The sequence below is a fragment of the Parabacteroides sp. D25 genome (assembly GCF_000307475.1).
GTDB classification, from domain to species: domain Bacteria; phylum Bacteroidota; class Bacteroidia; order Bacteroidales; family Tannerellaceae; genus Parabacteroides; species Parabacteroides distasonis.
In genome coordinates this window covers 15,370-39,615 of sequence record NZ_JH976508.1, presented here as the reverse complement: position 1 = coordinate 39,615, position 24,246 = coordinate 15,370, and the positions used below count along the sequence as shown (strand labels likewise).

Annotated in this window: 19 protein-coding genes; 9 read left to right on the top strand and 10 right to left on the bottom strand. The window is 47.2% G+C overall.

Annotation, left to right across the window (positions count from 1 at the left end):
• Nucleotides 1–340 precede the first annotated feature (340 nt).
• Entirely contained in the window at nt 341–1,450 is a 1,110-nt protein-coding gene (gene pdxB, locus HMPREF0999_RS18875) for a 4-phosphoerythronate dehydrogenase PdxB (RefSeq protein ID WP_009276635.1), read from the top strand.
• 13 nt (nt 1,451–1,463) lie between these two features.
• Here pdxB and HMPREF0999_RS18870 read toward each other — a convergent pair whose 3' ends face one another.
• Entirely contained in the window at nt 1,464–2,024 is a 561-nt protein-coding gene (locus HMPREF0999_RS18870) for a phosphoribosylglycinamide formyltransferase (protein WP_005860699.1), read from the bottom strand.
• Between the two features lie 154 nt (nt 2,025–2,178).
• On the opposite strand from HMPREF0999_RS18870, the gene HMPREF0999_RS18865 reads away from it, so the two are divergent.
• From HMPREF0999_RS18865 to HMPREF0999_RS18850, 4 genes are all read left to right on the top strand, one after another.
• The gene (locus HMPREF0999_RS18865; protein WP_005639879.1) at nt 2,179–2,415 is read left to right on the top strand and encodes an acyl carrier protein; all 237 of its coding nucleotides are present in this window, start codon (nt 2,179–2,181) and stop codon (nt 2,413–2,415) included.
• A 21-nt stretch (nt 2,416–2,436) separates the two neighbouring features.
• Entirely contained in the window at nt 2,437–3,702 is a 1,266-nt protein-coding gene (gene fabF / locus HMPREF0999_RS18860) for a beta-ketoacyl-ACP synthase II (RefSeq protein WP_008774316.1), read from the top strand.
• A gap of 1 nt (nt 3,703) precedes the next feature.
• The gene (gene rnc / locus HMPREF0999_RS18855) at nt 3,704–4,546 is read left to right on the top strand and encodes a ribonuclease III (protein WP_008774315.1); all 843 of its coding nucleotides are present in this window, start codon (nt 3,704–3,706) and stop codon (nt 4,544–4,546) included.
• An 81-nt stretch (nt 4,547–4,627) separates the two neighbouring features.
• Nucleotides 4,628–7,222: a T9SS type A sorting domain-containing protein gene (locus HMPREF0999_RS18850; protein ID WP_036745567.1), complete on the top strand. Its 2,595-nt coding sequence runs from the start codon at nt 4,628–4,630 to the stop codon at nt 7,220–7,222.
• Between the two features lie 64 nt (nt 7,223–7,286).
• On the opposite strand, the gene HMPREF0999_RS18845 is transcribed toward HMPREF0999_RS18850, so the two are convergent.
• Entirely contained in the window at nt 7,287–8,300 is a 1,014-nt protein-coding gene (locus HMPREF0999_RS18845; RefSeq protein WP_005864022.1) for an ATP-dependent 6-phosphofructokinase, read from the bottom strand.
• 80 nt (nt 8,301–8,380) lie between these two features.
• Between HMPREF0999_RS18845 and HMPREF0999_RS18840 the strand changes: the two genes are divergently transcribed.
• Nucleotides 8,381–9,898 carry a GH3 auxin-responsive promoter family protein gene (locus tag HMPREF0999_RS18840; protein WP_009276633.1) on the top strand — a complete coding sequence of 506 codons (1,518 nt, stop codon included), beginning with the start codon at nt 8,381–8,383 and terminating at the stop codon, nt 9,896–9,898.
• Between the two features lie 29 nt (nt 9,899–9,927).
• Here the strand turns inward: HMPREF0999_RS18840 and HMPREF0999_RS18835 are convergent, their stop codons facing one another.
• The 4 genes from HMPREF0999_RS18835 to HMPREF0999_RS18820 all read right to left on the bottom strand — a co-directional run bounded on the left by HMPREF0999_RS18835 (nt 9,928) and on the right by HMPREF0999_RS18820 (nt 15,425).
• Entirely contained in the window at nt 9,928–10,713 is a 786-nt protein-coding gene (locus HMPREF0999_RS18835) for a phosphatase PAP2 family protein (RefSeq protein ID WP_005864018.1), read from the bottom strand.
• Entirely contained in the window at nt 10,703–12,541 is a 1,839-nt protein-coding gene (locus HMPREF0999_RS18830; RefSeq protein ID WP_009276632.1) for a right-handed parallel beta-helix repeat-containing protein, read from the bottom strand. The genes HMPREF0999_RS18835 and HMPREF0999_RS18830 overlap by 11 nt, the downstream gene beginning before the upstream one ends.
• A 251-nt stretch (nt 12,542–12,792) precedes the next feature.
• Nucleotides 12,793–14,061 (bottom strand): sensor histidine kinase, encoded by a 1,269-nt coding sequence (locus HMPREF0999_RS18825; RefSeq protein WP_009276631.1) that lies wholly within the window; start codon nt 14,059–14,061, stop codon nt 12,793–12,795.
• A complete protein-coding gene (locus HMPREF0999_RS18820) occupies nt 14,058–15,425 on the bottom strand; it encodes a sigma-54-dependent transcriptional regulator (protein ID WP_029257266.1) in 1,368 nt (455 codons plus the stop codon). The genes HMPREF0999_RS18825 and HMPREF0999_RS18820 overlap by 4 nt, the downstream gene beginning before the upstream one ends.
• A 196-nt stretch (nt 15,426–15,621) precedes the next feature.
• Here HMPREF0999_RS18820 and HMPREF0999_RS18815 point away from each other — a divergent pair, with 196 nt between their 5' ends.
• The 3 genes from HMPREF0999_RS18815 (at nt 15,622) to HMPREF0999_RS18805 (ending at nt 19,987) form a co-directional block, all read left to right on the top strand.
• Nucleotides 15,622–17,988: an ABC transporter permease gene (locus tag HMPREF0999_RS18815; protein ID WP_009276629.1), complete on the top strand. Its 2,367-nt coding sequence runs from the start codon at nt 15,622–15,624 to the stop codon at nt 17,986–17,988.
• A 90-nt stretch (nt 17,989–18,078) separates the two neighbouring features.
• Entirely contained in the window at nt 18,079–19,554 is a 1,476-nt protein-coding gene (cysS, locus tag HMPREF0999_RS18810; protein WP_009276628.1) for a cysteine--tRNA ligase, read from the top strand.
• Nucleotides 19,555–19,579: 25 nt separating this feature from the next.
• Nucleotides 19,580–19,987, top strand: coding sequence for a PaaI family thioesterase (locus tag HMPREF0999_RS18805; RefSeq protein ID WP_005860676.1), 408 nt, complete (start codon nt 19,580–19,582; stop codon nt 19,985–19,987).
• An 80-nt stretch (nt 19,988–20,067) separates the two neighbouring features.
• Here HMPREF0999_RS18805 and HMPREF0999_RS18800 read toward each other — a convergent pair whose 3' ends face one another.
• The 4 genes from HMPREF0999_RS18800 to HMPREF0999_RS23010 form a co-directional block, all read right to left on the bottom strand.
• Complete coding sequence (locus HMPREF0999_RS18800; protein WP_005860674.1) at nt 20,068–20,934, bottom strand: DUF3108 domain-containing protein; 867 nt, start codon at nt 20,932–20,934, stop codon at nt 20,068–20,070.
• Nucleotides 20,876–22,789: an Ig-like domain-containing protein gene (locus HMPREF0999_RS18795; protein ID WP_005860672.1), complete on the bottom strand. Its 1,914-nt coding sequence runs from the start codon at nt 22,787–22,789 to the stop codon at nt 20,876–20,878. Before HMPREF0999_RS18795 ends, HMPREF0999_RS18800 begins: the two co-directional genes overlap by 59 nt.
• Nucleotides 22,790–22,935: 146 nt before the next feature.
• Nucleotides 22,936–24,066 (bottom strand): hypothetical protein, encoded by a 1,131-nt coding sequence (locus tag HMPREF0999_RS18790; protein WP_009276627.1) that lies wholly within the window; start codon nt 24,064–24,066, stop codon nt 22,936–22,938.
• Nucleotides 24,067–24,090: 24 nt separating this feature from the next.
• Complete coding sequence (locus HMPREF0999_RS23010) at nt 24,091–24,165, bottom strand: hypothetical protein (protein ID WP_232306322.1); 75 nt, start codon at nt 24,163–24,165, stop codon at nt 24,091–24,093.
• Nucleotides 24,166–24,246 lie beyond the last annotated feature (81 nt).

The following is a 24,246-nucleotide window of genomic DNA, read 5'->3' as shown; positions in this document are numbered from 1 at the left end:
TGACCGTTTCCATACGGCTCTTTCATTTAACCATCCGTCTTTGCCAAGCTGGAATACAGGGATCCCCAATAAAATTCCGTACAATAAGCTCGTAAAAAGGAGACCGTATATAACACATTGATAATCAATACCCCAAAAACAGAATGATCTTTTCCGGAAAACACGTACATGTTTTCGCGAAAAGTCGTACATGTTTTCCGGAAAAGTCGTACGTGTTTTCCCGGGATCCTTCCTCCGAAAACAAAAGCGCATGATAAAATTCACAAGAAGCGAAACTCCCATCACTTGTATATCCCCTGTTTTTTACTTAATATCGCGTAACGATAATCAAGCTGATAAGATGAAAATAATAGCAGATAACACGGTTCCTTACCTAAAAGGGATCTTGGAGCCGATAGCGGACGTATCCTACCTTGACTCCAAAGAGTTTACGCCCACGAACATAAAAGACGCGGATGCCTTGATCGTACGTAGCATAGATAAATGTACATGCGAGCTATTGGAAGGTAGCCGGGTTCGCCTCATCACGACAGCCACGATCGGGTACGACCATATCGATATCCATTATTGCGAGAAGGCAGGGATCACGTGGAAGAACGCCCCGGGTTGCAACGCCGCTTCCGTGGGGCAATATGTATTATCCTCTTTGGTAGCCGTCGCCCTCCGCAAAGGAGAGAGACTAGCAGGGAAGACTATCGGTATCGTTGGCGTAGGCCATGTAGGGAGTATCGTAGAGAGGCTATGCGAGGCCATGGGGATGCGTGTGCTTCGCAATGACCCGCCCCGTGCCGAGCAGGAAGGCGACGGTGGATTCGTATCCTTGGACACGATCGCGAGAGAGGCGGATATCATAACCTTGCATGTGCCGTTGACCAAAGAGGGACGTTTCGCCACCCGCCATCTCGCCGATCCTGCTTTTTTCGACAAATTGGAACGAAAACCATGGTTTATCAACAGTTGCCGGGGCGCCGTACATGATACGCAGGCCTTATTGCAGGCCAAACGAACCGGCAAGGTCAGCGAACTGATCATCGATTGCTGGGAGAACGAGCCGGATATCGACCGGAAATTACTGTCGGAAGCCACGATCGCTACTCCTCATATAGCCGGTTTCTCCGCCGACGGGAAGGCGAACGGGACACGAATGTGCCTAGAGAATATAGGATGCTTTTTCGGTATCCGTATCGAAAAGATCAAGGAAGTCATTCCGCCTACCCCAACCAACCCATTCATCGACTTGGGACAATTCAAGGAGCACCGGGTGGAAGAAGCCATCTTGAGAAGTTTCAACCCAGAAGTAATCGACCAAGCACTAAGAGCGAATCCTCATCATTTCGAGCGATTTAGGGCAGCGTATGACCATCCCCGTGAGTTCCATGCTTACCAAGCGATCAAAGCTGACCCGGAAGAATTCGCCGTACTCCAGAAACTAGGTTTTCAAGTAGGCTAATGACAAAAAAGCCTTACAGTAAACTTTCGATCACATGAGGATAATGCGCATACTCCAGGGCATGCACTTTCGAGGCTACCTCCTCCGGCGTATCCGAAGGTAATACCGGACAAGAAGCCTGGAAGATGATAGCGCCCTCATCATAATGCTCATTAATATAATGTATAGTAATACCCGACTCCCGCTCACCAGCCTTCACGACCGCCTCATGCACATGCATGCCATACATCCCCTTGCCGCCATATTTAGGGAGTAACGCGGGATGGATGTTCACGATCTTACCGGGAAAAGCCTGAAGAATCACGTCTGAGATCTTATTCATAAAACCGGCCAACACGATAAGGCAGACATCATATTCCGCCAACTTTTCCAAGATCGGCACACCGGCAATAAATTCCTCCCGTGAAAACACGAAAGAAGGTACGCCCAACTTATTTACCCGCCCATGCACGCCAACATTACGATTATTTGATAAAACAACCGCAACATTAACGTTTTCACTGTTAGCAAAATATCGGGCGATGTTCTCGGCATTCGTACCAGATCCGGAAGCAAAAATCGCTATGTTTTTCATATTTTCAGATGTTTAAATGCACAAGAAAAGAAAAAATGTGCAGTTTTCCGCATTTTTAGCTTATTAAATTTGCTTTGTAACATAAAAAATTCTTTTCTTTGCACTGCAAATTTAAAAAGTATATTCGTATTTATTAATCTAAATTGAAAAAGTTATGTCTGAAGTTGCTGAAAGAGTAAAAGCTATCATCGTTGACAAGTTAAGTGTTGAAGAAACAGAAGTTACAAACGAAGCAAGCTTTACTAACGATTTAGGAGCAGACTCTCTTGACACTGTAGAATTGATTATGGAATTCGAAAAAGAATTCGGTATCTCAATTCCTGACGATCAAGCAGAAAAGATTACAACTGTAGGTGACGCTATCGCTTACATCGAGGCTAACGCGAAGTAATCAATCCTTTTAACTAAAGGTATGGAATTAAAAAGAGTTGTAGTAACAGGTCTTGGAGCTATTACTCCTCTTGGTAATACCCTCCCCGAAACATGGGAAGGTATTATCAACGGAAAAAGTGGCGCTGGACCTATTACTCAGTTTGATGCATCCAAATTCAAGACACAATTTGCATGCGAAGTTAAAGGCTTCGATCCGTTGAAAGTTATGGATCGTAAGGAAGCCCGCAAGTGTGATCGTTATAGCTTATTCGCGATCGATGCGGCGAAACAAGCGATCGAGGACGCGGCAATGGACTTGGATAAAGAAGATAAGAACCGTATCGGCGTTATTTTCGCTTCAGGTATCGGTGGTATCAAGACATTTGACGAGGAAGTATTGAGTTATGCGAAGATCAAGGATACGATCGGTCCGAAGTTTAACCCGTTCTTCATCCCGAAAATGATCTCGGATATCGCGGCTGGACATATTTCCATGCTTTATGGATTCCACGGCCCGAACTTTGCGACCGTCTCAGCTTGTGCATCTTCTACAAACGCTATCAGCGACGCATTCAATTATATCCGTTTAGGCAAGGCTAACGTCATCATCACCGGTGGAGCGGAAGCTGCTGTTTCTGAATCGGGTGTAGGTGGATTCAACTCCATGAACGCGTTATCGACACGTAATGATTCTCCCGAGACCGCATCTCGCCCGTTCAGCGCTAGCCGTGACGGATTCGTGATGGGTGAAGGTGGAGCTTGCTTGGTATTGGAAGAAATGGAGCACGCATTGGCTCGTGGCGCTAAAATATATTGCGAGATCGCAGGAACCGGAATGTCTGCCGATGCCTATCACTTGACCGCTTCTCATCCGGATGGTTTAGGAGCGAAGCTGGTTATGCGCAACGCATTGGAAGACGCTGGAATGGCTCCGGAAGATATTGATTACATCAATGTTCATGGAACATCGACTCCCGTAGGCGATATCTCAGAGGTTAAGGCGATCAAAGATGTGTTCGGAGAACATGCTTATCAACTGAATATCAGTTCCACAAAGTCAATGACCGGTCACTTGCTTGGTGCTGCCGGAGCGGTAGAGGCGATCCTGTGTATTATGGCTATAAACGATGGTATTATCCCGCCGACCATTAACCATGCGGAAGGCGACGATGATCCTGAAATAGATTATAAACTGAATTTCACATTCAATAAGGCTCAAAAGAGAGAAGTGAAAGCCGCTTTATCGAATACGTTTGGTTTCGGTGGACACAACGCTTGCGCCATTGTTAAAAAATTCGTGAAATAACGTGTTTAGAAAGCTATACAAACAGCTACATAAAAGAATAAGGCTCCTGCATAATAAAGGTAGGGAGCCTTATTTGTCTTTATCAAAGATTCTAGGTTTTTATCCGGATAATCTCCAGATTTACGAGCAGGCCTTGTTGCATAAATCATCATCGGTAGAGACGGGTGATGGTAAATGGCTTAACAATGAGCGTCTTGAATTTTTAGGAGATGGAATTTTGGATGCGGCGGTCGCCGATATTGTCTATAAGCGCTACCCAAATAAGCGGGAAGGCTTTTTGACAAACACACGCTCCAAGATCGTACAACGGGAAACGATGAATAAGGTCGCCGTACAACTCGGCCTCGATCAAATGGTAGTCTATTCAACCAAGATAAACTCTCATAACAATCATATGTATGGTAATGCGCTCGAGGCTTTGATCGGCGCTATTTATCTGGATCAAGGTTATGACGTTTGTTATAAGTTTATCCGTGACGTGATGATAGAAAAGTATATCGATGTAGATATGCTCGTCCGGAAAGAGATAAATTTCAAGTCAAACTTGATTGAATGGAGCCAAAAGAACAAAATATCGATCTCGTTCGATCTAATAGAGTCTTTTACGGATCATGATGGGAATCCTGTATTCCAAAGTGCGATTAAATTGCTGGGCGAGCAAATTGGCATAGGTATCGGTTACTCCAAAAAAGAATCCCAGCAAGCGGCTTCTAAAATGGCGGTCAAAAGATTGCGGACAGACAAAGAACTCCAGCAACGTATCTCTGCCACAAAGAAAAAGAAGACTGGTGAACTAACCGATGAAAAAGAGTTTTCTGACCTCCCAGAGGAAGAAACTGTATGATAAACAGCAGAACTTGGGTACATCGTTTGATATACCCAAGTTCTTAGCTATATAAGAATAAGCTCATATAAAGTTGTATGTATGAAAAAACAGTACAGTAAATTTCTCCGAATATTAATAACCGGCATGTTATGTATCGGTTATTTCTCGATTTCAAGTTCGTTGGCGCAGATCAGCGAAGGAGGACTCCCCCCCAGCTTTCAATTCGCAGGTTCACTTCGAAGTGAAAAGCTAGCAGAACAAGTTCCAGTGAATTTCAGTGTGGAAGACCTCAAGACGGTCGATGCGTGGAGGGTCAGCCAAGGCGCTCCGTTGCGTGTAGCCAAGTCGATCCCAACCAGCTTCGACATCGCCGATAGTGGCGATTGGATTTCACTGCCCGACGGCAGCCAAGTATGGCAACTTCACCTTCAAGCGAAAGGAGCGATCGCCTTGATCCTGTATTACTCCGATTTTTATATCCCCAAAGGTGCCCGGTTATACCTGTATAACGCAGCGAAAACCCAAGTATTGGGTGCCTATACGCATCGTACGCATCCTGAAAACGGACCGTTCGCAACCCAAGCCGTAGCAGGCGATGAGGTGATCCTCGAATATGTACCGGCACCATCCGGCGAGACACCTCGACTACGCATCCGGGAGGTCGGTTACGGGTATAATCATCTTGAAGCGATCATGCCAGAAGTACAGGAAGCGCCGGGAGCCGGCTTTTCAGAAGCTTGCGAAGTGAATATCAATTGCGAGGAGGGAGCCGATTGGCAGGAGCAAAAGAAGGGGGTGATACAAATGATTCAATACATCCGTAATAAAGAGGGAGAAGGAGGAAGCTATATTTGTACGGCTTCTCTGGTAAATAATACGGCCCGTGACAAAAAGCCTTATGTATTATCCGCCTTCCATTGTTCGCAAGATATGCTGGGCGAACAGACGGTTACTCCCGAGGAATTAGCAGTCTGGTTGTTTTATTTCCACCAAGAACATGTGGGCTGCGATAATGAGTCACCCATTTATCCGATAAAAACCATGGTAGGATGTACACGGAAAGCCTCTACCCCTGTCGAAAACGGTTCCGACGGACTGTTGCTGTTGCTTAACGACGAGATCCCCGACGATTATAATGTATTCTTTAACGGATGGGATCGTTCAAATATGCTTTCACTCTCGGGCGTAGGCATCCATCATCCTTCCGGCGATTATATGAAAATCTCCACCTATGGAAATTATCCGACAGAATCGATTACATGGCGTAATAGTGATGTTGGGAAAACCGGGGCCACGAACGCTCATTGGAACGCGACTTTCGATGCCACGCTAAACGGACACGGGGTGACCGAGGGAGGTTCTTCCGGCTCGCCTTTATTTAATAGCAAAGGTTTGATTATAGGTACGCTGAGCGGTGGAAGCTCCAGTTGCGAACTGCCCGAAGGATTGAATTTATACGGTAAATTGTATTATCACTGGAATAAATACAGTGATAATGATACAGCCCGGATGGATGTCTGGCTAGATCCACTCGGAACGGGCGTCACCTCGTTGCAGGGAATGACGCAGGATGGGAAAACGATCGGAAACGAGTATGAAAGTCCGACTGATTTGAAATACAAACAGATCTCCACGGGTGAGATTCAACTGACATGGAATGCCCCAGTCCTCGAAAAAATAGCTGGTTGGGGATCACAAGATCGTTATCAACAGTTCGGTCTCGGAGGAGATCCATTCTATTTCGCTCAGAAATGGGATACGAAAGATCTACAACCGGTGCATAAAAAAACGATCCGGAAGGTTAATTTCTATCCGCAGGAAGGAGTCACCTATGGAGTCTATATCAAACAGGGAAACCGGGAGTATGAAGAGAGTTTCACTCAACTGAAATCAGGTAAAATAAATTCGGTCACACTTAAAACACCATTCGTAATCGACGCGAAGCAGGATTTACTGGTAGCCATTCATGTGATAAGCTATGCCAATAACACATACCCGGCATGTTCCGATGAAGGCCCCGCAGTCGATGGAAAAGGGAATTTATATTCTTTGGACGGAAAAAAATGGGAAACATTCTCAGATGATGAGCTAGATGCCAATGTTGTGTTATCGATCGTAATAAGCGCGGAAGAAGGTGAGTTCCCCTCAAGTTCCGTATTCTCCACGAGCACTTTCTCGGAGAAACCGCAACCCATGAGAACGGGCCGATTATCATTCCGGAAACTGGCTATCGCCTCCGATGCGCAAGAAGCAGAGTTGATTACGGCTTTTCCGGAGCTGACCGGTTATAAGGTATATCAAGATACTCGGGAACTGACGACATTACCTGTTTCTCAACGGAATTATACGGTGAAAAATCTGGCAACAAGTACCCCTCTGCTCCAAGTAACGGCACTTTATGGTACCGACGAGAGCGCTCCGACTACGGTAATTCCGGAAACGAGCGTAGGTAACGAACTGAAGCCAACAGGCGAAGAAGTAGACATTCAACCACGTATCTTCTCGAATGAAGTACAGATCCAGAATTATCAACAACTGAAATCGCTTGAGATCTACAGGGCCGATGGAAAGTTGATACGTAGCATCCCGCAACCGGGAAGCAGTCTCAGCACGGGTGATTTTGCCACTGGAATGTATATCTTTCGCTTGACTACTGAAAAGGGAAGCCAAACCGTTCAAGGTATTAAGAAATAAACGGCCGCCTACTAGTATAAAGTAAAAAAGGTTGTGTGTCAGAGAACGCACAACCTTTTTTATTTTATTTCCCGAATGTTACCCCCATCCGCTTTCCTTGTACGATCAAATCATGATCCGGTGTCACTAATTTTAGTTTTCCCGCTACTTCTAACAAGGGAATGGATTCTACCCTATCTCCTTTCATACAAACCATACGTCCGAATTCACCATTAGCGATCAGTTCCGTGGCATGGCCTCCCAAGCGAGTCGCAAGGTTACGGTCGAACGGAGAGGGGTTTCCACCCCGTTGGGTGTATCCCAATACGGTATCCCGGGTCTCGATACCCGTTCCCGCCTCGATAGCCCGGGTAATATAATCAGAAGGACGCTTTTTATCCGGAGTCTCGATACCCTCGGCTACTACAACGATGGAATAAGGTTTGCCCCTGCGAGCCCGATCCAAGATCGCCTCGTTCACCTTATCGATATCGTATCCCAATTCCGGAAGTAAGATCACGTCGGCACCTCCAGCCATCCCGGCATACAAGGCGATCCATCCGGCATGATGGCCCATCACCTCCACGACCATCACCCGCTTATGTGAACTAGCCGTAGAATGAAGACGGTCTATAGATTCCGTGGCGATATTCACGGCGGTATTAAAACCGAACGTAATATCCGTACCCCATATGTCATTATCGATTGTCTTGGGAACGCCTATCACGTTCAATCCGATCTGAGATAACAGATTGGCCGTCTTCTGCGTACCGTTACCTCCGATACAAACCAAGCAGTCCAGCCCCAGCTCCTCATAATTTTTCTTAATGATCTCCGGCTTTTCCGAATCTCCCGAGGCCAAAAGCTTACGGAAAGGCTTCTCTCTGGACGTTCCTAAAATGGTTCCCCCTAAATTTAATATGCCGGATAAGCTCCGTTCATCGAAAACTTGGACGTCTTTATTCAAAAGACCTATAAAACCGCTATGAATACCTATCACTTCCATGCCGTAATGCATGATAGCGGTCTTGCCAACACCACGGATCGTAGCGTTGATACCGGGGCAATCGCCACCCGATGAGAGAATCCCTATTTTCATCGTAACGTTAATTTAGTACTTAGCAAAGATATAAATAAAAAGAGAATGCCTACATTTGCACTCGAACAAATAAAAAGGGCATGGATATTTTAACACAGACGATTTCGCTCCTTTTCCGCCATCGACAAACGGAGATCGGACGATTTGGGCAGGATATAGACCATATCCAGCGCAAACAGCTGCATGCTCTGCTTTCGACGGCACGCAAGACGGAATGGGGACTCAAATATGATTATAAAAGCATTCGCTCTTATTCTGACTTCTGCCAACGTCTTCCCTTACAGACTTATGACGAGATAAAGCCGTATGTCACCCGAATGATAAACGGAGAAAGGAATATTCTCTGGCCTTCGGTGGTGCGGTGGTACGCTAAGAGTAGCGGGACCACGAACGACAAAAGTAAATTCCTGCCCGTCACCCCCGAGATATTAAAGGGTTGCCACTATAAAGGCGGCTTTGATTGCGTAGCCATCTATCTGCGGAACAACCCGGAAAGCCGTTTCTTCTCCAAGAAAGGCTTGATATTGGGCGGTAGCCATAGCCCTTCCCCGCTAAACTCCGAGGCTCATCAAGGCGACTTATCCGCCGTATTACTTCAAAATCTCAATCCGCTCGTCAATTTAATACGCGTCCCCAAGAAACCCATTATCCTAATGGATGAATGGGAAAGCAAGATCAAGGCGATCGTGGAGAACACTTGGAATAAGGATGTAAACAGCCTATCCGGTGTTCCTTCTTGGATGTTGGTATTGATCAAGGCCGTATTGAAAAAAACGGGTAGGGAATATCTTACGGACGTATGGCCTAATCTGGAGGTCTTCTTCCATGGGGGAATCAGTTTCGAGCCTTACCGGGAGCAATATAAAACCTTGATTCCATCGAATAAGATGCATTATATGGAGACCTATAACGCATCCGAGGGCTTCTTCGGGCTGCAAGACGATCCTACGGACTCCAGTTTGCTTATGATGCCGGATTACGGTATTTTCTATGAGTTCATCCCGATGAACGAGGTGGGTAACGCCCATCCGACCGTGTTGCCGCTGGAATCGGTAGAGACCGGGAAAAACTATGCGATGGTAATCACGACCTCGGGAGGATTATGGCGTTATCAGATCGGGGATACGGTACGTTTCACCTCGTTATTCCCTCATAAATTTGTCATCTCCGGACGCACCAAGCACTTTATCAACGCCTTTGGCGAGGAGCTAATGGTGGATAACGCCGATAAAGCGATCGCCATGACTTGCCTACGAACCGGGGCGAAAGTAAAAGAATATACCGCCGCCCCACTCTTTATGCTGGATAAGGCGAAAGGACGGCACCAATGGTTTATCGAGTTTGACAAGAAACCGGAATCTCTCGATGAATTCGCCACTTTATTAGATCAGAACTTACAAAAGCTGAACTCGGACTATGAGGCGAAGCGGTATAAAGAGATCTCCCTCCAACCGCTGGAAATCGTTATCGCCCACGACGGCGCTTTCTATGAATGGCTCAAGCAGAAAGGCAAATTAGGCGGCCAACACAAGATCCCACGCCTCAGCAACGACCGCACGCATATAGAGGAGCTTTTGCGCATCAACCAGTCTCTATAAGCCGACATGCGCTTGATCCATAAGACGCATTAAAATTGATAAGTCAGATAGAATCCCGCCATATTCGAACTGAATACCGGAGCGGCCACGATCGGGCAGTTCTTCACATTTCGATTGATCCGCCGGGCGATAGCGTTACGAATCGGGAAATAGATCAGATACGATAACTCAACCGACAAGATACCGAAGCCGGCACCAGCCACTACATCCGCCACCCAATGCCTGTTATTGTATAAGCGGGAACCCGCCACGAACGCCGCTATCGCATAACCCGAGTAAGCGAGTATAGGTGAGCTATCCTTAAATTCCTTATAAGCCATATGCGCCCCTAAGAAAGCATTCGAGGTATGTCCGGAAGGAAACGAATAAGGCGCCCCATCCGGGCGAGGCTCATTTACCCAGTTCTTCAGTCCATGCACCATCAATCCGTTCATCCCCTCCGCTAAAGCGACCAAGCAAAGTTGGTCCACCCAGTTATGCTTCTCTTTTCCCATAAGGTCGCAGACAAATACCCAACCGAGCATTCCCCACTCCAAGTAATTGTCGATATGGATTTGCTTCACGGAATCTTTCCGGGAAAACAGGTGAAAGTCATTCATCCCGTCAATCGCCGTGCCTACGGCTCCCACCGTTATCAATGAGGCCGGAAGAATCAAGCTTTTCGGGTTAAACTTATAGGCGACGACAGGCATTCTCTCCTTGACAGGGGCTTGAGAACGTACGTTTAACGTATCGAGATCACCAACGCCGGCGAACGCAATGTTTACGAAGCCTATCAAAAGGCTTACCAAGACGATTAATTTCCTATATATCATATCCGTTATTTTCCTCTAAGACATCCCTCTCCCGGATAAACCCTTCATCAAAATAGTTGTTCTCTATTTTCGAATGGATCACCCGCTGGAAATAGAAACGATGGTTATTCCAATGGAAGGCTGGGTATTCCTTATTTTGTTTGACAATATTATTCGTGAAGACCAACCCGTCCACGGACTTGGCGTATACCAATGGCCTATCGAACGTAATAAACTCGTTCGCGTCGATCACGATATCACTATGGAAATATTTCCTTTGCGACGCTAAATCCGGGATTTCGGGATAAATAGAGATAATAGCGTTCGTAAATTGGAACATATTCGTCAAGGAGTTGATGAACTTATTCTTACGGATCAACACGTTCCGGCAAGCGCCGGTCTCGAACCAGCCGTTGCAATCACCGCACAGCAGGATCGCCGTCCCCGAGGTATGATCGAAAACATTATTCTCTACGACCGTTTGCCGAGGCGTGCTGAACAAGGAACCGCGGGCACGGTTATTACGGATTAAGTTATCCGAGAATAGGACCGTCGGCGTCCACTCCAGATTCTCTATGCCGAAACCGCTTCCCTCATGGATCGAAGGATTCACCGTATTCTCAAACCGGATCTCGAACTCCTTCGCCCCTCGGTAATCCGGTTGATCTACCGCCTTGATAGCGGTAATCCGGTTTCTCGCCCCTATCAATTCCATGGTGCTCGAATGGATGAACTGCACGGAATCCCCTACCCTTCCCCATTCGAAACCATACGATTGCGGGTGCATATACCGGCCTACCAAGGTCGAGTCATTCACTCGTCTCACCACTTTCAGGTAAGTTCCATGCACATTGATAGCATCGTCCATCATCCCTTCGTACAAGCCATTCTTGGAGATGATCGCTCCCTTACAGGCCGAGAAATGGGTAGCGTCCGCCTGTGTCGTGAAATACCGCGGATCGTCCGCCCCTTTCAAGCAAACGGAGAAACCATCCAGCGTGATATTCTCGCTCACTTGCGCCAAGAGGCCCATTCCCTCGGCATAATGAACCTTGATATTCTCCAGAGTCGTATTCACGTCATGATACAGGAAGACACCGGGAGCCGGACGTTCCCAAGAACGCATGGCGATCACCGTACCGGGCACCAAACGGCTGTCTTTCCAACGGGGAGACTTTATCAGCCTTGGAGAAACCTCGATCAAGCCCCGCACGCCTACCGGGATATCGCTTGTATTATACACCAAATGACGTGTATCTCCCTCGAAGGCGATACCGGAACCGGGAGTCAACTCCCAGCCTTCTCCCTTCGCTACAAACACGCTATCCCGTATCTCATAGCGTACCCATGGAGCCACCTCGAAGGTGATCCCGCCTTTCAGCGTATCGTTCTCCACCACTTTTACCTGTGAAATCTGAGGATGCTTGAAGTCTATACTGAAATTCTTCAAGACACAATTCCTCGAATCCAGCAAAGAGACCGGCAACATCCTGCCGTGGAAGATTAACTCCGAGCCTTGCCCGTCGAACACCATATTCTTCATCCCCTCGAAAGGCAAACCTACTTTCTTCGGATTCATTTGATCATGATTCGAGATGAAATAGACACGCTCCGCCGCGCTATCGGGATAAAACTCATAGCGGCCCTTAGGCAAGGTCACCACAATGGTCTGGTTTTCCTCGCATTTCTCCCGTATCTGCTCCAATGCCCTCGCCATAGCGGGCGCATTATCCACATTCTCGACCGGGGATAAACCATAAGCCGACAAATCATACCTCCGTTCCGTAGAACAAGCGCTTCCAAACAGGGAATAAAGCAGGACAACTGCCCCCCATAGATACCATTTCATAGAAAATCAATTAAATATATCCGCGAAGGTATGTATTTTACAGGGTAAGCGCACTAAAAACAGACAATAACTTTCCGTCTCATGAATCCTATCACGAATCTCCTATAATAGCAGCCTGAGTTTTCTCCTAATAAAACAAAAGTTTCCTCAGTAAGAAACTTTTGTTTCCCTATATAGAAACGAAAGTTTTTCCTTGAAGAAACTAAAGTTTTCCGTATAAGAAATTTAGAAAAACTGCAATAGGCTGATAATCAATTAAAGTACAAAAAGAAACAGCTACCCTTTCCATTCTCGGATTCTACCGAGATATGGCCGCCATGCAAGGTGATTATTTGCTTACAGATGCTTAAACCGATACCCGAGCCGGAGGGCTTGGTGGTGAAGAAAGGTACAAAAACCCGGTCGATAACCTCGGGTAAGACACCGATACCGTTGTCTCGCACGGTAAAGACGAGTTCGTTTCCCTCCCGCTGAGCCGCCACGATAATCTCGGGGTTTGGCTTTTCCGCACAAGCCTCACAAGCATTCTTCAGTAAGTTCAAGAAGACCTGCTCCATCTGCGCCCGATCCGCGAACCATTCCAGAGGCTCGTCCGGCAAGCGGAAACGGATAGAAGGCTCAGGGCACAAACGCCTTAAATCCGAAAAGAAATCTTTCACTAAGATACGGGTCTTTACCGGAGAGGCGATCCGGGTCAATCTCCGGTAATTCTCAACGAAATCCAGCAACCCTTTACTCCGGCGATGGATGACATTTACCCCATGCTGGATATACGAACGATTCCGGACATCATCCGGATCTGCTTTGCAACGTTTGCTCAAGGTCTCGGACAACGAGATAACGGGTGTGATGGAGTTCATGATCTCGTGCGTCAAGACACGGATCAATTTCTGCCAAGCCTCCATCTCATTCCGCTCCAAGGTAGAATGGATGTTCTTCAAGCTGACGATCCAACGCTCGCAACCTCGCAAGTCGATACGAGTGGCATCGATCGCCCAATCTTGCGGAACGGATGGTTTTCCGTAACGCACCACCGTCTTCCCCGCCTTGATAGCCTCCAAGAACTCATTGGGTAACCGACACCTCGTATCCAGCAACGCGTCGGCGGCCCAGTTCTTCCATTCAATAGCCCCTTCCCTGTCAGTAACGAGTACGGCAGTGTCCACCTTATTCAACAGACTCTCAAAATACTGCCGCCTCACCTCCTCGTCCATCAATCGGCCACGCAAGGATCGCAGGGCTGCGGACAAATCGTCCGCCAACTCCCGCATCACCTTATCCTCGTAAGGTGAACGAACGATCTGGATCAAGTCTTGCTGCCGCAAGCAATCCACCACATAACGCCAATACTTCACCTGCCGCATCTGTATGAAATAAAGATGAATCGAGAAATACAAGATCGCGATCCCGCAAAAAGTAGGACAAAAGATAATCTCCTCATGCACGCAATAGAACAGGAGTCCCGTAGACAAGACGATGCCTACGATGTGCGAGATGACCGTGAACGCATACGATCTCATAAGCCGAACTTCTCTATTTTACGATACAAGGAAAAACGGGTGATACCCAATAGCTCGGCGGCATAGCTCATATTACCATTGCTTTGCCGCAAGGCTCGCCCGATGATTTTCCGCTCGGCTTGCTCTAGATTCAAATCAGGGTCCAGCTCCTTCTTCCGCTCGTAAGAGGCTGTATAGAGAGGGAAATCATCCGGTCTCAGCACCGTGCCCTCGTTCAAGATCACGGCTCGCTCCAAAACATGCTGCAACTCCCGGACATTACCGGGCCAAGGGTATTTCATCAACTTACTCCCCGCCTCCCGGCTCAACCCTTTGATCGTTTTCTTGTATTTCCGGCTATACAGCCTCTGGAAATGATCGGCCAGCATCAAGATATCCTCTCCCCGCTCACGCAGCGGTGGTATGGCTATCTCTATGGTATTGATCCGATAGAGCAAGTCTTGCCGGAAACTCCCCTCGCCCACCAGCTGACGCAGATTGGCGTTGGTGGCGCAGATCAAACGGACATCGATCGAGATCGGTTCCACCGCTCCCAAACGGGTGATATGACGTTTCTCTATAGCCGTCAACAATTTAGACTGCATCGGCAAGGACAGGTTACCGATCTCGTCCAGAAAGAGCGTACCGCCGGAAGCCATCTCCATACGTCCCGGCTTGGATCTTCGGGCATCCGTGAAGGCACCTTTCTCATAGCCGAACAACTCACTCTCAAATAATTGTTCCGGGATACTTCCCAAGTCGATCGTCACGAAAGCATCGTCACGCCGGGGCGAGTAATGCCTCAACAAACGGGCAACCAGATCTTTTCCGGTACCGCTCTCACCGGTAATCAATATATTCGCGTCGGTCTCCACAAGTTTGTAGATCGTGTCTTTTACCTTCAGCATAGCCGGCGACTCACCGATCAATTCCGGCAATGTGTCGTCCTCCTTCATGGCTTTCATCTGCTCCCGCAAACGTCCGACCTCCTTACGGGAATGGCTCAATCGAATGCCCGACGAGAGGGTAGCCAGCAACTTCTCCGTTTCCCACGGCTTGGAGATGAAATCGGTAGCGCCAACCTTAATGGCCTTGACCGCTTTCTCTATATCCGAATAGGCTGTCATGAAGATCACGACCGCTTGCGGATCGATCTCCAAGATTTGTCCCAAATACTCAAAACCCTCCTGCCCGCTCACGGCATCCCGATGGAAATTCATATCCAGCAAGACCACGTCCGGTTGGAACGTCCGCATGAAATACTCGATGCGTGCCGGTTGTGTCGTTACCTTCACCTTTTGCATGTACGGCTCCAACAGTAAGTTCAATGCGAACAACACATCCTTATTATCGTCGATGATCAATATTTTCCCCTTTTCTTCCATACGGACAAAGATAAAGGGAATAAAGACAGCTTGTATGTGCATTATCGCACAAAAAATGTACGCTATCGCACTACATGAAGAAATACAGATTTTTCTATGATTCTATTTTCTAATACGTTACATTTATGGCATGATATTTGAATCGGATTCAGCGAAATTGAGTCATCAGCGATATCATCAAAAAAACGGAATTGCCATGTTAATACATTACTGTGTCATTGCCTTCAAAAACATCTGGAAGTATAAAGTCAGCGCCTCCATCAGTATCCTAGGGCTGGCTTTCGCCCTCGTCTGTTTCGTGCCCATACTCTATTGGATGGATCATGAGACCACTTACGATTCTTTCTACAAGGATTCCGAATCCATCTACCGTGTCTATAGCGTAGAGAAACAATCCGGGAAAGTGAACAAAGGAGCCTCGAAAGGTATCGAGAATAGCTTACGAGAGCAAGTCCCAGCTATCGAAGCCTCCACCACGCTTATGCTTTCAACCGAAAACTGCCGTACCCAAGCGACTCCTTATATCCAAATGAATATGCTTTATACAGACAGTACGTTCCTAGAGGTATTCCCGCAATCTTTCGTTTGTGGAGAAATGAATCATCCGCTACAAATCGTAAACAACATGATCTTGAGCGAACGTACGGCGGTCCGTCTATTTGGCGACGCGGAAAAGGCGATCGGGCAACCGATACACACCTTGATGAGAGCCTCCTTACCTCCCTACATCGTCACGGCTGTGGTGAAAGACCCATCACCCCATACCAATCTACCGTTCGACGCGATCATCAACCATAACATGATACAGCATTTCTCCCAGTTACCTCCGGAGGCACAATGGAGCTTCTTCGTGATGGACTTATACGTGAAACTCCATCCAAGCTCAGACCCAAAAGCCTTCGCCAATCAACTAAAAGAGCTACCTGAACGTATCGGGGTGAACAAGGAGATCGAGTTGCGAACACTCCCCATCCGTGAGATCCGGCATCATCTGAATGAAGATACACCCTTCACCTTAAATTTCATCGGCTTGTTTGTCGTATCTGGTGCCCTATTATTGTTTGCCGCCCTCTTCAATTTCTTGAATTCCTACATGGATCTCTTTCGGCAACGTGTGCGGGAATGGCGTTTACGGACGGTCAACGGCGCAACGAGAAAGCAATTGATCGAACAAATGTCTGTCGAGCTAGGCTGTTCCGTACTTGCATCCTTGTTGGTAGCCTTGATCTTCATAGTCCAAGTCAAGCCGCTTTTCGCCCGATGGCTGGAGATTGATTTGGAGATGGGCCGGTTCCTGTTTCTTTTCGCAGGGGTAGGTATAGGTACATTTCTCATCCTCCAATGTGCAGGATTAGTATTCTTCGGGCAGTTCAGCCATACGGCAACCACCTCGCTCGTTCCCAAAGAGACAGTCAAACCCCTTTTGTTACGCCGCATGGCCGTAACCTTACAATTGATGATCAGTATCCTGTTCATCGTAGCATCGCTGGTTGTCATGGAGCAAATGCGATTCGTAAATCAAAAAGATTTAGGTTTCGATCCAAAAGGCCTTATCCAACTATCCGGCTTCGTAGACGTATCCGGGAAAATAGAATCCACGTTGATGCAAGAGTTAAGTGCCCTGCCGCAGGTCAAAAGTTTCACCGACACGAACTTTAAGCCTCAACATCATGTCGATCCCATGGCGATCTTCACGAATGTGGAATGGGAGGGAAAACCGCTGGACACAAAGGTGGACTTCCACCTCTATGGAACCGATCACCGGTTCGGTGAGACCTTCGACCTAAAGATGTTAATGGGCCGGTGGTGGACAGAAGGCAACGAACTTAGTGTCGTGCTCAATGAGTCGGCGGTTCGAGCCATGGGCTTACAAGACCCGGTCGGCAGTATCATCCGTATGCCGTGGTGGTCTGATTTCAGTGTGATCAAAGAATACGAAATCGTCGGTGTCGTCAACGATTTCCATGCGCTATCCTTCCGGGAGAGCATTCATCCGATGCTATTCATTCCTTCGGGCGGACTGGTGAATAATTTGTATATCCGGGTCGTAGCGGGTGAGGAAGGAAACATCGCCCACCATATCACGGAGCTACTGCCCAAGATAGACCCGACATTAGCGGATACCCGGATCACCCCGATCGGAACGCTTTACGATCAACTGAACCAATCCGAGATAGTCGGGTTGAAGATCTTTTCATTCCTCGCTTTCGCTTGTTTGCTAATCTCCTTGTTCGGCATCTACGCCGTCGCTACAGCCTCCACGAAACGGAGGCGTAAAGAGATCGCTATCCGGAAAGTGGTAGGCTCGAAAGCCTCCGAGATCATTTTCTTGTTCTTCAAGGAATACATGCGATTAATTGTCATCGCCGGAATCATCGCTTTCCCGATCAGCTATCTCGTCATGAACTACTGGTTGCAAGGCTACGCCTATCGCATCCAAATCCAGATCTGGTGGTTGGTGGGAATATTCATCACCATTACCAGCATGGTTCTAGGTACGATACGTGAACAGGTATGTAAGGCAGCCAACGAGAATCCGTCGGAAGTCATCAAGAGTCAATGAATGCCTATGAAAACTACAGACTATTCACGATCAGCTTGATAATACCAAGGATTTTATGTAAGTTCGCGATTCCTAAATATATAATAGAATATGGAACATCCATTGAATATTTACAACACGCTTACGAGAAAGAAGGAGCAATTCATACCCCTGCACGAGCCGCATGTAGGTATGTACGTATGTGGCCCCACGGTTTATGGTGACGCCCACTTGGGACACGCACGTCCGGCGATCACGTTCGACTTGCTATTCCGTTACCTTACCCACCTAGGATATAAAGTGCGTTATGTACGTAATATAACGGATGTAGGGCATCTGGAGCACGACGCCGATGATGGGGAGGATAAGATCGCCAAGAAGGCACGGCTAGAACAGTTGGAGCCGATGGAAGTGGTTCAATATTACCTCAATCGTTATCATCAAGCGATGGATGCGCTGAACGTACTTCCTCCCAGCATCGAGCCGCACGCTTCCGGACATATTATCGAACAAATCGAGTTAGTCAAGAAGATTCTGGATAACGGCTACGCTTACGAAAGCCAAGGCTCCGTCTATTTCGACGTAGAGAAATATAATAAAGATCATAGATACGGCATCCTCTCGGGTCGCAATATCGAGGATATGTTGAATACGACCCGTGCGTTGGACGGGCAGGACGAGAAGCATAACGCCATCGACTTCGCCCTTTGGAAATGCGCCCAGCCGGAGCATATCATGCGTTGGCCGTCTCCGTGGAGCGACGGCTTCCCCGGTTGGCACTGCGAATGTACCGCTATGGGCAAGAAATACCTCGGGGAGCATTTCGACATCCACGGGGGTGGCATGGACTTGATCTTCCCGCACCATGAATGCGAGATCGCACAAGCCGTGGCTTCCCAAGGAGATGATATGGTTCATTATTGGATGCACAACAATATGATCACCATCAACGGGCAGAAGATGGGTAAATCATTAGGTAATTTCATCACACTGGAGCAATTCTTCACGGGTGATCATCCCTCCTTGCAACAAGCGTATTCCGCCATGACCATCCGTTTCTTCATCCTGCAAGCGCATTACCGCAGCACGGTTGATTTCAGCAATGAGGCTTTGCAAGCTGCCGAGAAGGGCTTGTCACGCTTGATGGAGGCATACGGACATTTGATGAAGTTGCAGCCGTCCGCTACCTCTACCGTAGACACGAAAGGTCTTCGTGAGAAATGTTTCGAGGCCATGAATGACGATTTGAACTCACCAATCGTGATTTCTCATCTATTCGACGCTACCCGTGCGATCAATTCCGTAAAAGACGGTAAGGCTACTCTGTCCGAGGAAGACTTGAAAGAGTTACAAGAGGTATTCCATTTATTCTTGTTCGATATCCTTGGCATGAAAGACGAGGCTTCCGCCAGCGGCAACCATTACGAGGCGTTTGGCAAAGCCGTGGATTTATTGCTGTCCATCCGCCAGCAAGCCAAGGCAAACAAAGACTGGGCAACTTCCGATAAAATCCGTAACGAATTAACCGCTATGGGATTCGAGATCAAGGATACCAAGGATGGAGCGGAATGGAAACTAAGCAAATAATCCACCAAGCGAATAGTAAGAGGTTATGACAATCCATGAATTTCTTCAAGGCGATAAATTCGCCTTGCTTGCGGGCGTTGAATTATTAGAAACGGGCAACGGTTACGCCAAGGCGCGTATGCTCATCAAGCCCGAACATTTAAATGGTGGAGGCGTATGTCAAGGTGGGGCGATCTTCACGTTGGCGGATCTGGCTTTCGCCGCGGCGACTAATAGCCACGCACGCCTGACATTATCCATTACCTCAAACATCAATTTCTTTAAGGCGGAGAGTAAGGGATACTTATATGCGGAAGCGAAAGAAGCGTTCAGCCATAAGAGACTGGCGAATTGCGAAGTCCGTATCACCAATGAAGCCGAAGAATTAATCGCGACTTTTAATGGTACAGGTTACCGCAAAGACACGGAATTACCCTTCACTCCGTTGGTTTAAAAAAGAAATTCTATAAAAAGCTCTCGCCCCAGCTCCGTGATGAGCTGGGTGCGAGAAACACAAGCCTATCTAAAAAGCTTTCATTTCTTCTGCACCACGATACGGCAAGTAAGCGGGGCACGCAGGTTATAGGAGTCTTTATAATAGACCTCGGCCGCCCCGATCTTCAGTTTCGCCCGGATCTTTACCGGGATATGGTTCTCGTCATCACCGATCCAAACCTCCGCCGCTTCCTTGGCTTGGGAAAATGCCTCATCGTAGATATCGATATAGAAATGACGGGTACGGAATTTCGCCTCCTTATGCTCGACGATCTGTTGTCCCGTATAGCGGAAACGAGCGTTCACGAGCTCCCGGCCGATAGCGATCATGAAAGGGAACTCCGCACCATAACTCATCGTCCGCCAATCCAGCGAACGGAGATACATCGTAGCTCCCAGCATATCGAATACACGCCCTTTCGCCATTAGCATCGTGTCGATCTTCGTCTCCTTTAATGTATGGCGATGCGAGTGGATATCGATCCTACCGCTTCCTTGATACTCAAACTGGAGATTATCCACCAGATAGTAGTCTCCCTCGTTCGTGCGCTTCGAGCTGAACAAGAGCCGAGGCTCCTTTGAGTAATGGCAATCCATCGTATCACGCATCCTGAAGACTTTCTCGATCACGCCGGCAGAGCGGAACAACAGGTTATAATGCCATGACGGCGCTCCTTGGTATTCCGATTCTTTCACGGAAAGGGTAGCCAATCCGGCCTTCGACATGATCAGGCCCCATTTAAAATAAAGATCGTAATCCACCCGTTCCCCATGGGATAACGGCAACGTTTGTGCCCGCAAAGACGTAAGACTCGCTACACACAAAAAGAAAACGCATATATACAGTTTAGAAGCGCAAGCCGCCCACACCGCTGTTCCTATTGGACGAAGACTGTGTTCCCTCATTTTTGTAATCTCTTTTCTTTTTCGTTAGCTCTTTCGGTTTATTCTTCGTGATATCGATCGGTTTCTGCCGTTTCATCGGTGTAGCCTTGATATTCCAAGTCTCCTCCACTTGCCAATTCTGCATGATATTGAATATCTTCGGGCAATAGAAGACAAGTTCCGGCTGCCGTTTATCGGCGTAATTACCGGTATCCCAGACACCGTTATCATTCACGTCTAATACTAAACGGGCATAATATTTATCCGGTTTCAAGTCCATGAAAAGCACGCCGCCATCTTTTACCTTCACCTTACGGATCGGCTGGTCGCTGCTATTCAATAATTCCACGAAAGCGGTGGTATCCGCTCCCTCAATATTGATATATAAATGCCCGTACTCATCTTCCTTCTTGATCTTGAATTCCCCGCTATACACATCGTTCCATTTACCATAGGCACTGAATATCGTGGCGGAGTCTACTTCCAAACGGTATTCCTCTCCATACTTCCACGGGCGCTTGATGAAGAAGTTCAAAGAGTTCGTCGTATCCGGAAAGAAATCGAAGTCTACGGCTTCCCAAAGCGTATCCACTTTCTGATCCAGATAGAAATGATCTTTCGTTAACCCCGCTACCGGTTCGCTAAACGTAACAGCGACCGTATCATACAGGTTGATCGAACCGGAAGCGTTTACGTTCATTCCCAGAAACTCGATGGGTTCCGGCTCATCGTCTTTTTTCTTTTTCTTCTTCTCCACAGGACGGCGACGCATGGTAAATTGTACCGTATCGGTCTGCGGACGAAGTATATTCATGGAATCGCTTTTCAGGTAATTCACCTCCACTTGCAGCGTATCTTGCTTCCAGATCAAAGAATCGGTCAACCAGTAATGCACGGCTTTTCCTTCCTCCGCTGTCTGCAAGAAATACCAATTGCTATCCGCCGGGGTGAAATTCAAAGGAACCGGTACCGGAATAGTATCCAAGGAGGTATTGAAACGCAAGGTTAGTATTTTCTCATCCGTACGCTCCGGCTTCAACATATATTGACGCTCTACTTTTTCCTTAAACAGGCGCAACTCGATATTGTCCGGCATAAAATGGGTATAACCGACTGTCATCACCGTATCGATCGTCAAGCTATCTTTCCAAATCGTATCCTGACGGGTCGTCAACTCGAACGCGGGGACGATCAAGGAATCGTAAAAAGCGATCTGCTGCCCGGGCTGGCTGTACTTGTAGGAGCGCATCACATCCTCCAAGGCATAGATCCGATAGGTTCCGGGGGCCATATTACGAATCGTAAACTCTCCCTTGTCGTTCGTACGGGAAGTACGGACAAATGGGATCGTCGTAAAGGCGGAATCCTCCAGATTCGTATGCACGCCGATCGTAATACCCGGCATAGGCTCCAGATTCTCGGCGTTCAGCAAGACTCCGGACACCTCCATACTATCAATGGATTCGCCGGTAGAGAACGCGAAGGAATAATTCTCCAATACATTCTTCTCATTATTATCGGAGATCGAATTGGTAAAGTCTATCGTATAGGTCGTATTCTCCTTCAACGTATCCATCAGCTCGATGACCGCCTTCCGGCCGTTCGCCCGGATAACGGGTTGCTCCATTTGGGGTGGAGTGATGATCACGTTCTCGGTAGGCTTATCGATCTGGATCAACTCATCAAAAATAATCTCCACCTTCTTTCCCTTATAGTTTATCTGGCCGGGCAACGGCGTACTGCTTACGAACTTAGGCGGAGCCTCATCATAAGGCCCTCCGTTCGGCGAGGCTATATTCGCGCACGAATACAGCACGACCAGCAGAAGTACCCCTATAAAGAACCGTAAACTATTTCTCACATATTTATCTTCCATTCAATACTCTCATTTCAATTGAGGGACAAAAATAGGGAAAAATCCCGTGAACGATAAGGATATATACGCTAATTAATCTATCTTAAAATGAAAAAGCCCCTATCTCCTATTAAATAAAAGAGATAGGGGCTCTACAAGTATCTCAATTATTTGAACGCTACTCTATGAACCTCAAAAATCGCATCGCTTACTTGTATCCTTAAAATATATATGCCGGAATTCACTTGATTAAAATCAAGCGTACCCCCGCTTCGTTCCATTTTCCCCTCAGCGACTAATAGGCCTGTCGCTTGATTATATAGCTGATAAGAGACTTGATTTGAAACAACCACATCAGACAAAATAGATGACTCGTCATTCTCTAATTGATTTTCTATGACATCCACAATTTTACTGGATCCATCAGAATAAACCATATAAGAGCTTTGCACGGATACAGTTGTTGATGCCGCAGAGCCCGCCGCCCCACACTGAGTAGTATAAGCACGACACGCTATATAATAACTGCCCGGAATCGAGAATGTTATATAATTTGTATTACGAGAAGGAGATTGGCTCGCTCCCTGACTTGGTGATACGGTCCATTTATACTCACAAACACTATTATCATAAAGAGGATTCGCTATAAAACTCCCCCCTTGATTTAGGCGTACACTCGAAGGTCCGGTAACTTTAGTTACTGTTGGATATCCTGCATAAATCGCTTTAGATACCGCAGCACTTTGTCCTCCTAAACTAGCGGTCAAGCGTATCCACTCATCTCCAAACTTACCCGGAGCTATCCCTACAGATACTGTTTTCGTACTCTGTCCTCCCTGTATCTCTAGCTTGCCATTAGTATAGCTCCAAGTCAATTGTACCTCAGAAGGAACAGTTACATTACTAATCGTATAATTACCATTATAGCAAATCATGGATTCTCCAGAAATCAGATAACGGAAAGGTGATACGGTAAATGTCTTAGAGATAGTTCGCACACCGGAACAACCCGACAAGCTAACAACAGCTTGCACCGTAACAGATCCGGACTTCGTAAATATCACTTTAGGGGCAGCTGTTCCTTGCCCTGATGCCACATATATACCCGTTCCGGACCATGTAGCCTTGCTTAACGAAGAAGAAGCGACATCCAACGCTAACGTACTATATTCAAATTGGTAAGCAGCTGTAGAAGTTATCGCTGGATCTGAAATTCCTTTATAAGGACAATTATACCATTGAGATACTTCACCATTTTTCTTCAACCGGACCTTAACTATTCCATCTGTAGGGCACACACTTGAGGTGATACTTACGCTATTCTATTCCAACCCTTCCTTCGTATTTCCTCCATTATTGATTTTCCATCCGGAGGGCGTATTCCATTCATAAGTCATTCCTTTCACTAATTGAGTGGTAAATGTATTAGTCTGAGTTTTTCCAAAAGGAACAGAAGTTGGATAAGCCGTAAAGCCAAA

Bases quoted from the DNA above. Each gene is read 5' to 3' on its own strand.
- pdxB (WP_009276635.1), top strand. From the start codon at position 341: ATGAAAATAATAGCAGATAACACGGTTCCTTACCTAAAAGGGATCTTG.
- HMPREF0999_RS18870 (WP_005860699.1), bottom strand. From the start codon at position 2,024: ATGAAAAACATAGCGATTTTTGCTTCCGGATCTGGTACGAATGCCGAG.
- HMPREF0999_RS18865 (WP_005639879.1), top strand. From the start codon at position 2,179: ATGTCTGAAGTTGCTGAAAGAGTAAAAGCTATCATCGTTGACAAGTTA.
- fabF (WP_008774316.1), top strand. From the start codon at position 2,437: ATGGAATTAAAAAGAGTTGTAGTAACAGGTCTTGGAGCTATTACTCCT.
- HMPREF0999_RS18850 (WP_036745567.1), top strand. From the start codon at position 4,628: ATGAAAAAACAGTACAGTAAATTTCTCCGAATATTAATAACCGGCATG.
- HMPREF0999_RS18845 (WP_005864022.1), bottom strand. From the start codon at position 8,300: ATGAAAATAGGGATTCTCTCATCGGGTGGCGATTGCCCCGGTATCAAC.
- HMPREF0999_RS18840 (WP_009276633.1), top strand. From the start codon at position 8,381: ATGGATATTTTAACACAGACGATTTCGCTCCTTTTCCGCCATCGACAA.
- HMPREF0999_RS18835 (WP_005864018.1), bottom strand. From the start codon at position 10,713: ATGATATATAGGAAATTAATCGTCTTGGTAAGCCTTTTGATAGGCTTC.
- HMPREF0999_RS18830 (WP_009276632.1), bottom strand. From the start codon at position 12,541: ATGAAATGGTATCTATGGGGGGCAGTTGTCCTGCTTTATTCCCTGTTT.
- HMPREF0999_RS18825 (WP_009276631.1), bottom strand. From the start codon at position 14,061: ATGAGATCGTATGCGTTCACGGTCATCTCGCACATCGTAGGCATCGTC.
- HMPREF0999_RS18820 (WP_029257266.1), bottom strand. From the start codon at position 15,425: ATGGAAGAAAAGGGGAAAATATTGATCATCGACGATAATAAGGATGTG.
- HMPREF0999_RS18815 (WP_009276629.1), top strand. From the start codon at position 15,622: ATGTTAATACATTACTGTGTCATTGCCTTCAAAAACATCTGGAAGTAT.
- cysS (WP_009276628.1), top strand. From the start codon at position 18,079: ATGGAACATCCATTGAATATTTACAACACGCTTACGAGAAAGAAGGAG.
- HMPREF0999_RS18805 (WP_005860676.1), top strand. From the start codon at position 19,580: ATGACAATCCATGAATTTCTTCAAGGCGATAAATTCGCCTTGCTTGCG.
- HMPREF0999_RS18800 (WP_005860674.1), bottom strand. From the start codon at position 20,934: ATGAGGGAACACAGTCTTCGTCCAATAGGAACAGCGGTGTGGGCGGCT.
- HMPREF0999_RS18795 (WP_005860672.1), bottom strand. From the start codon at position 22,789: ATGGAAGATAAATATGTGAGAAATAGTTTACGGTTCTTTATAGGGGTA.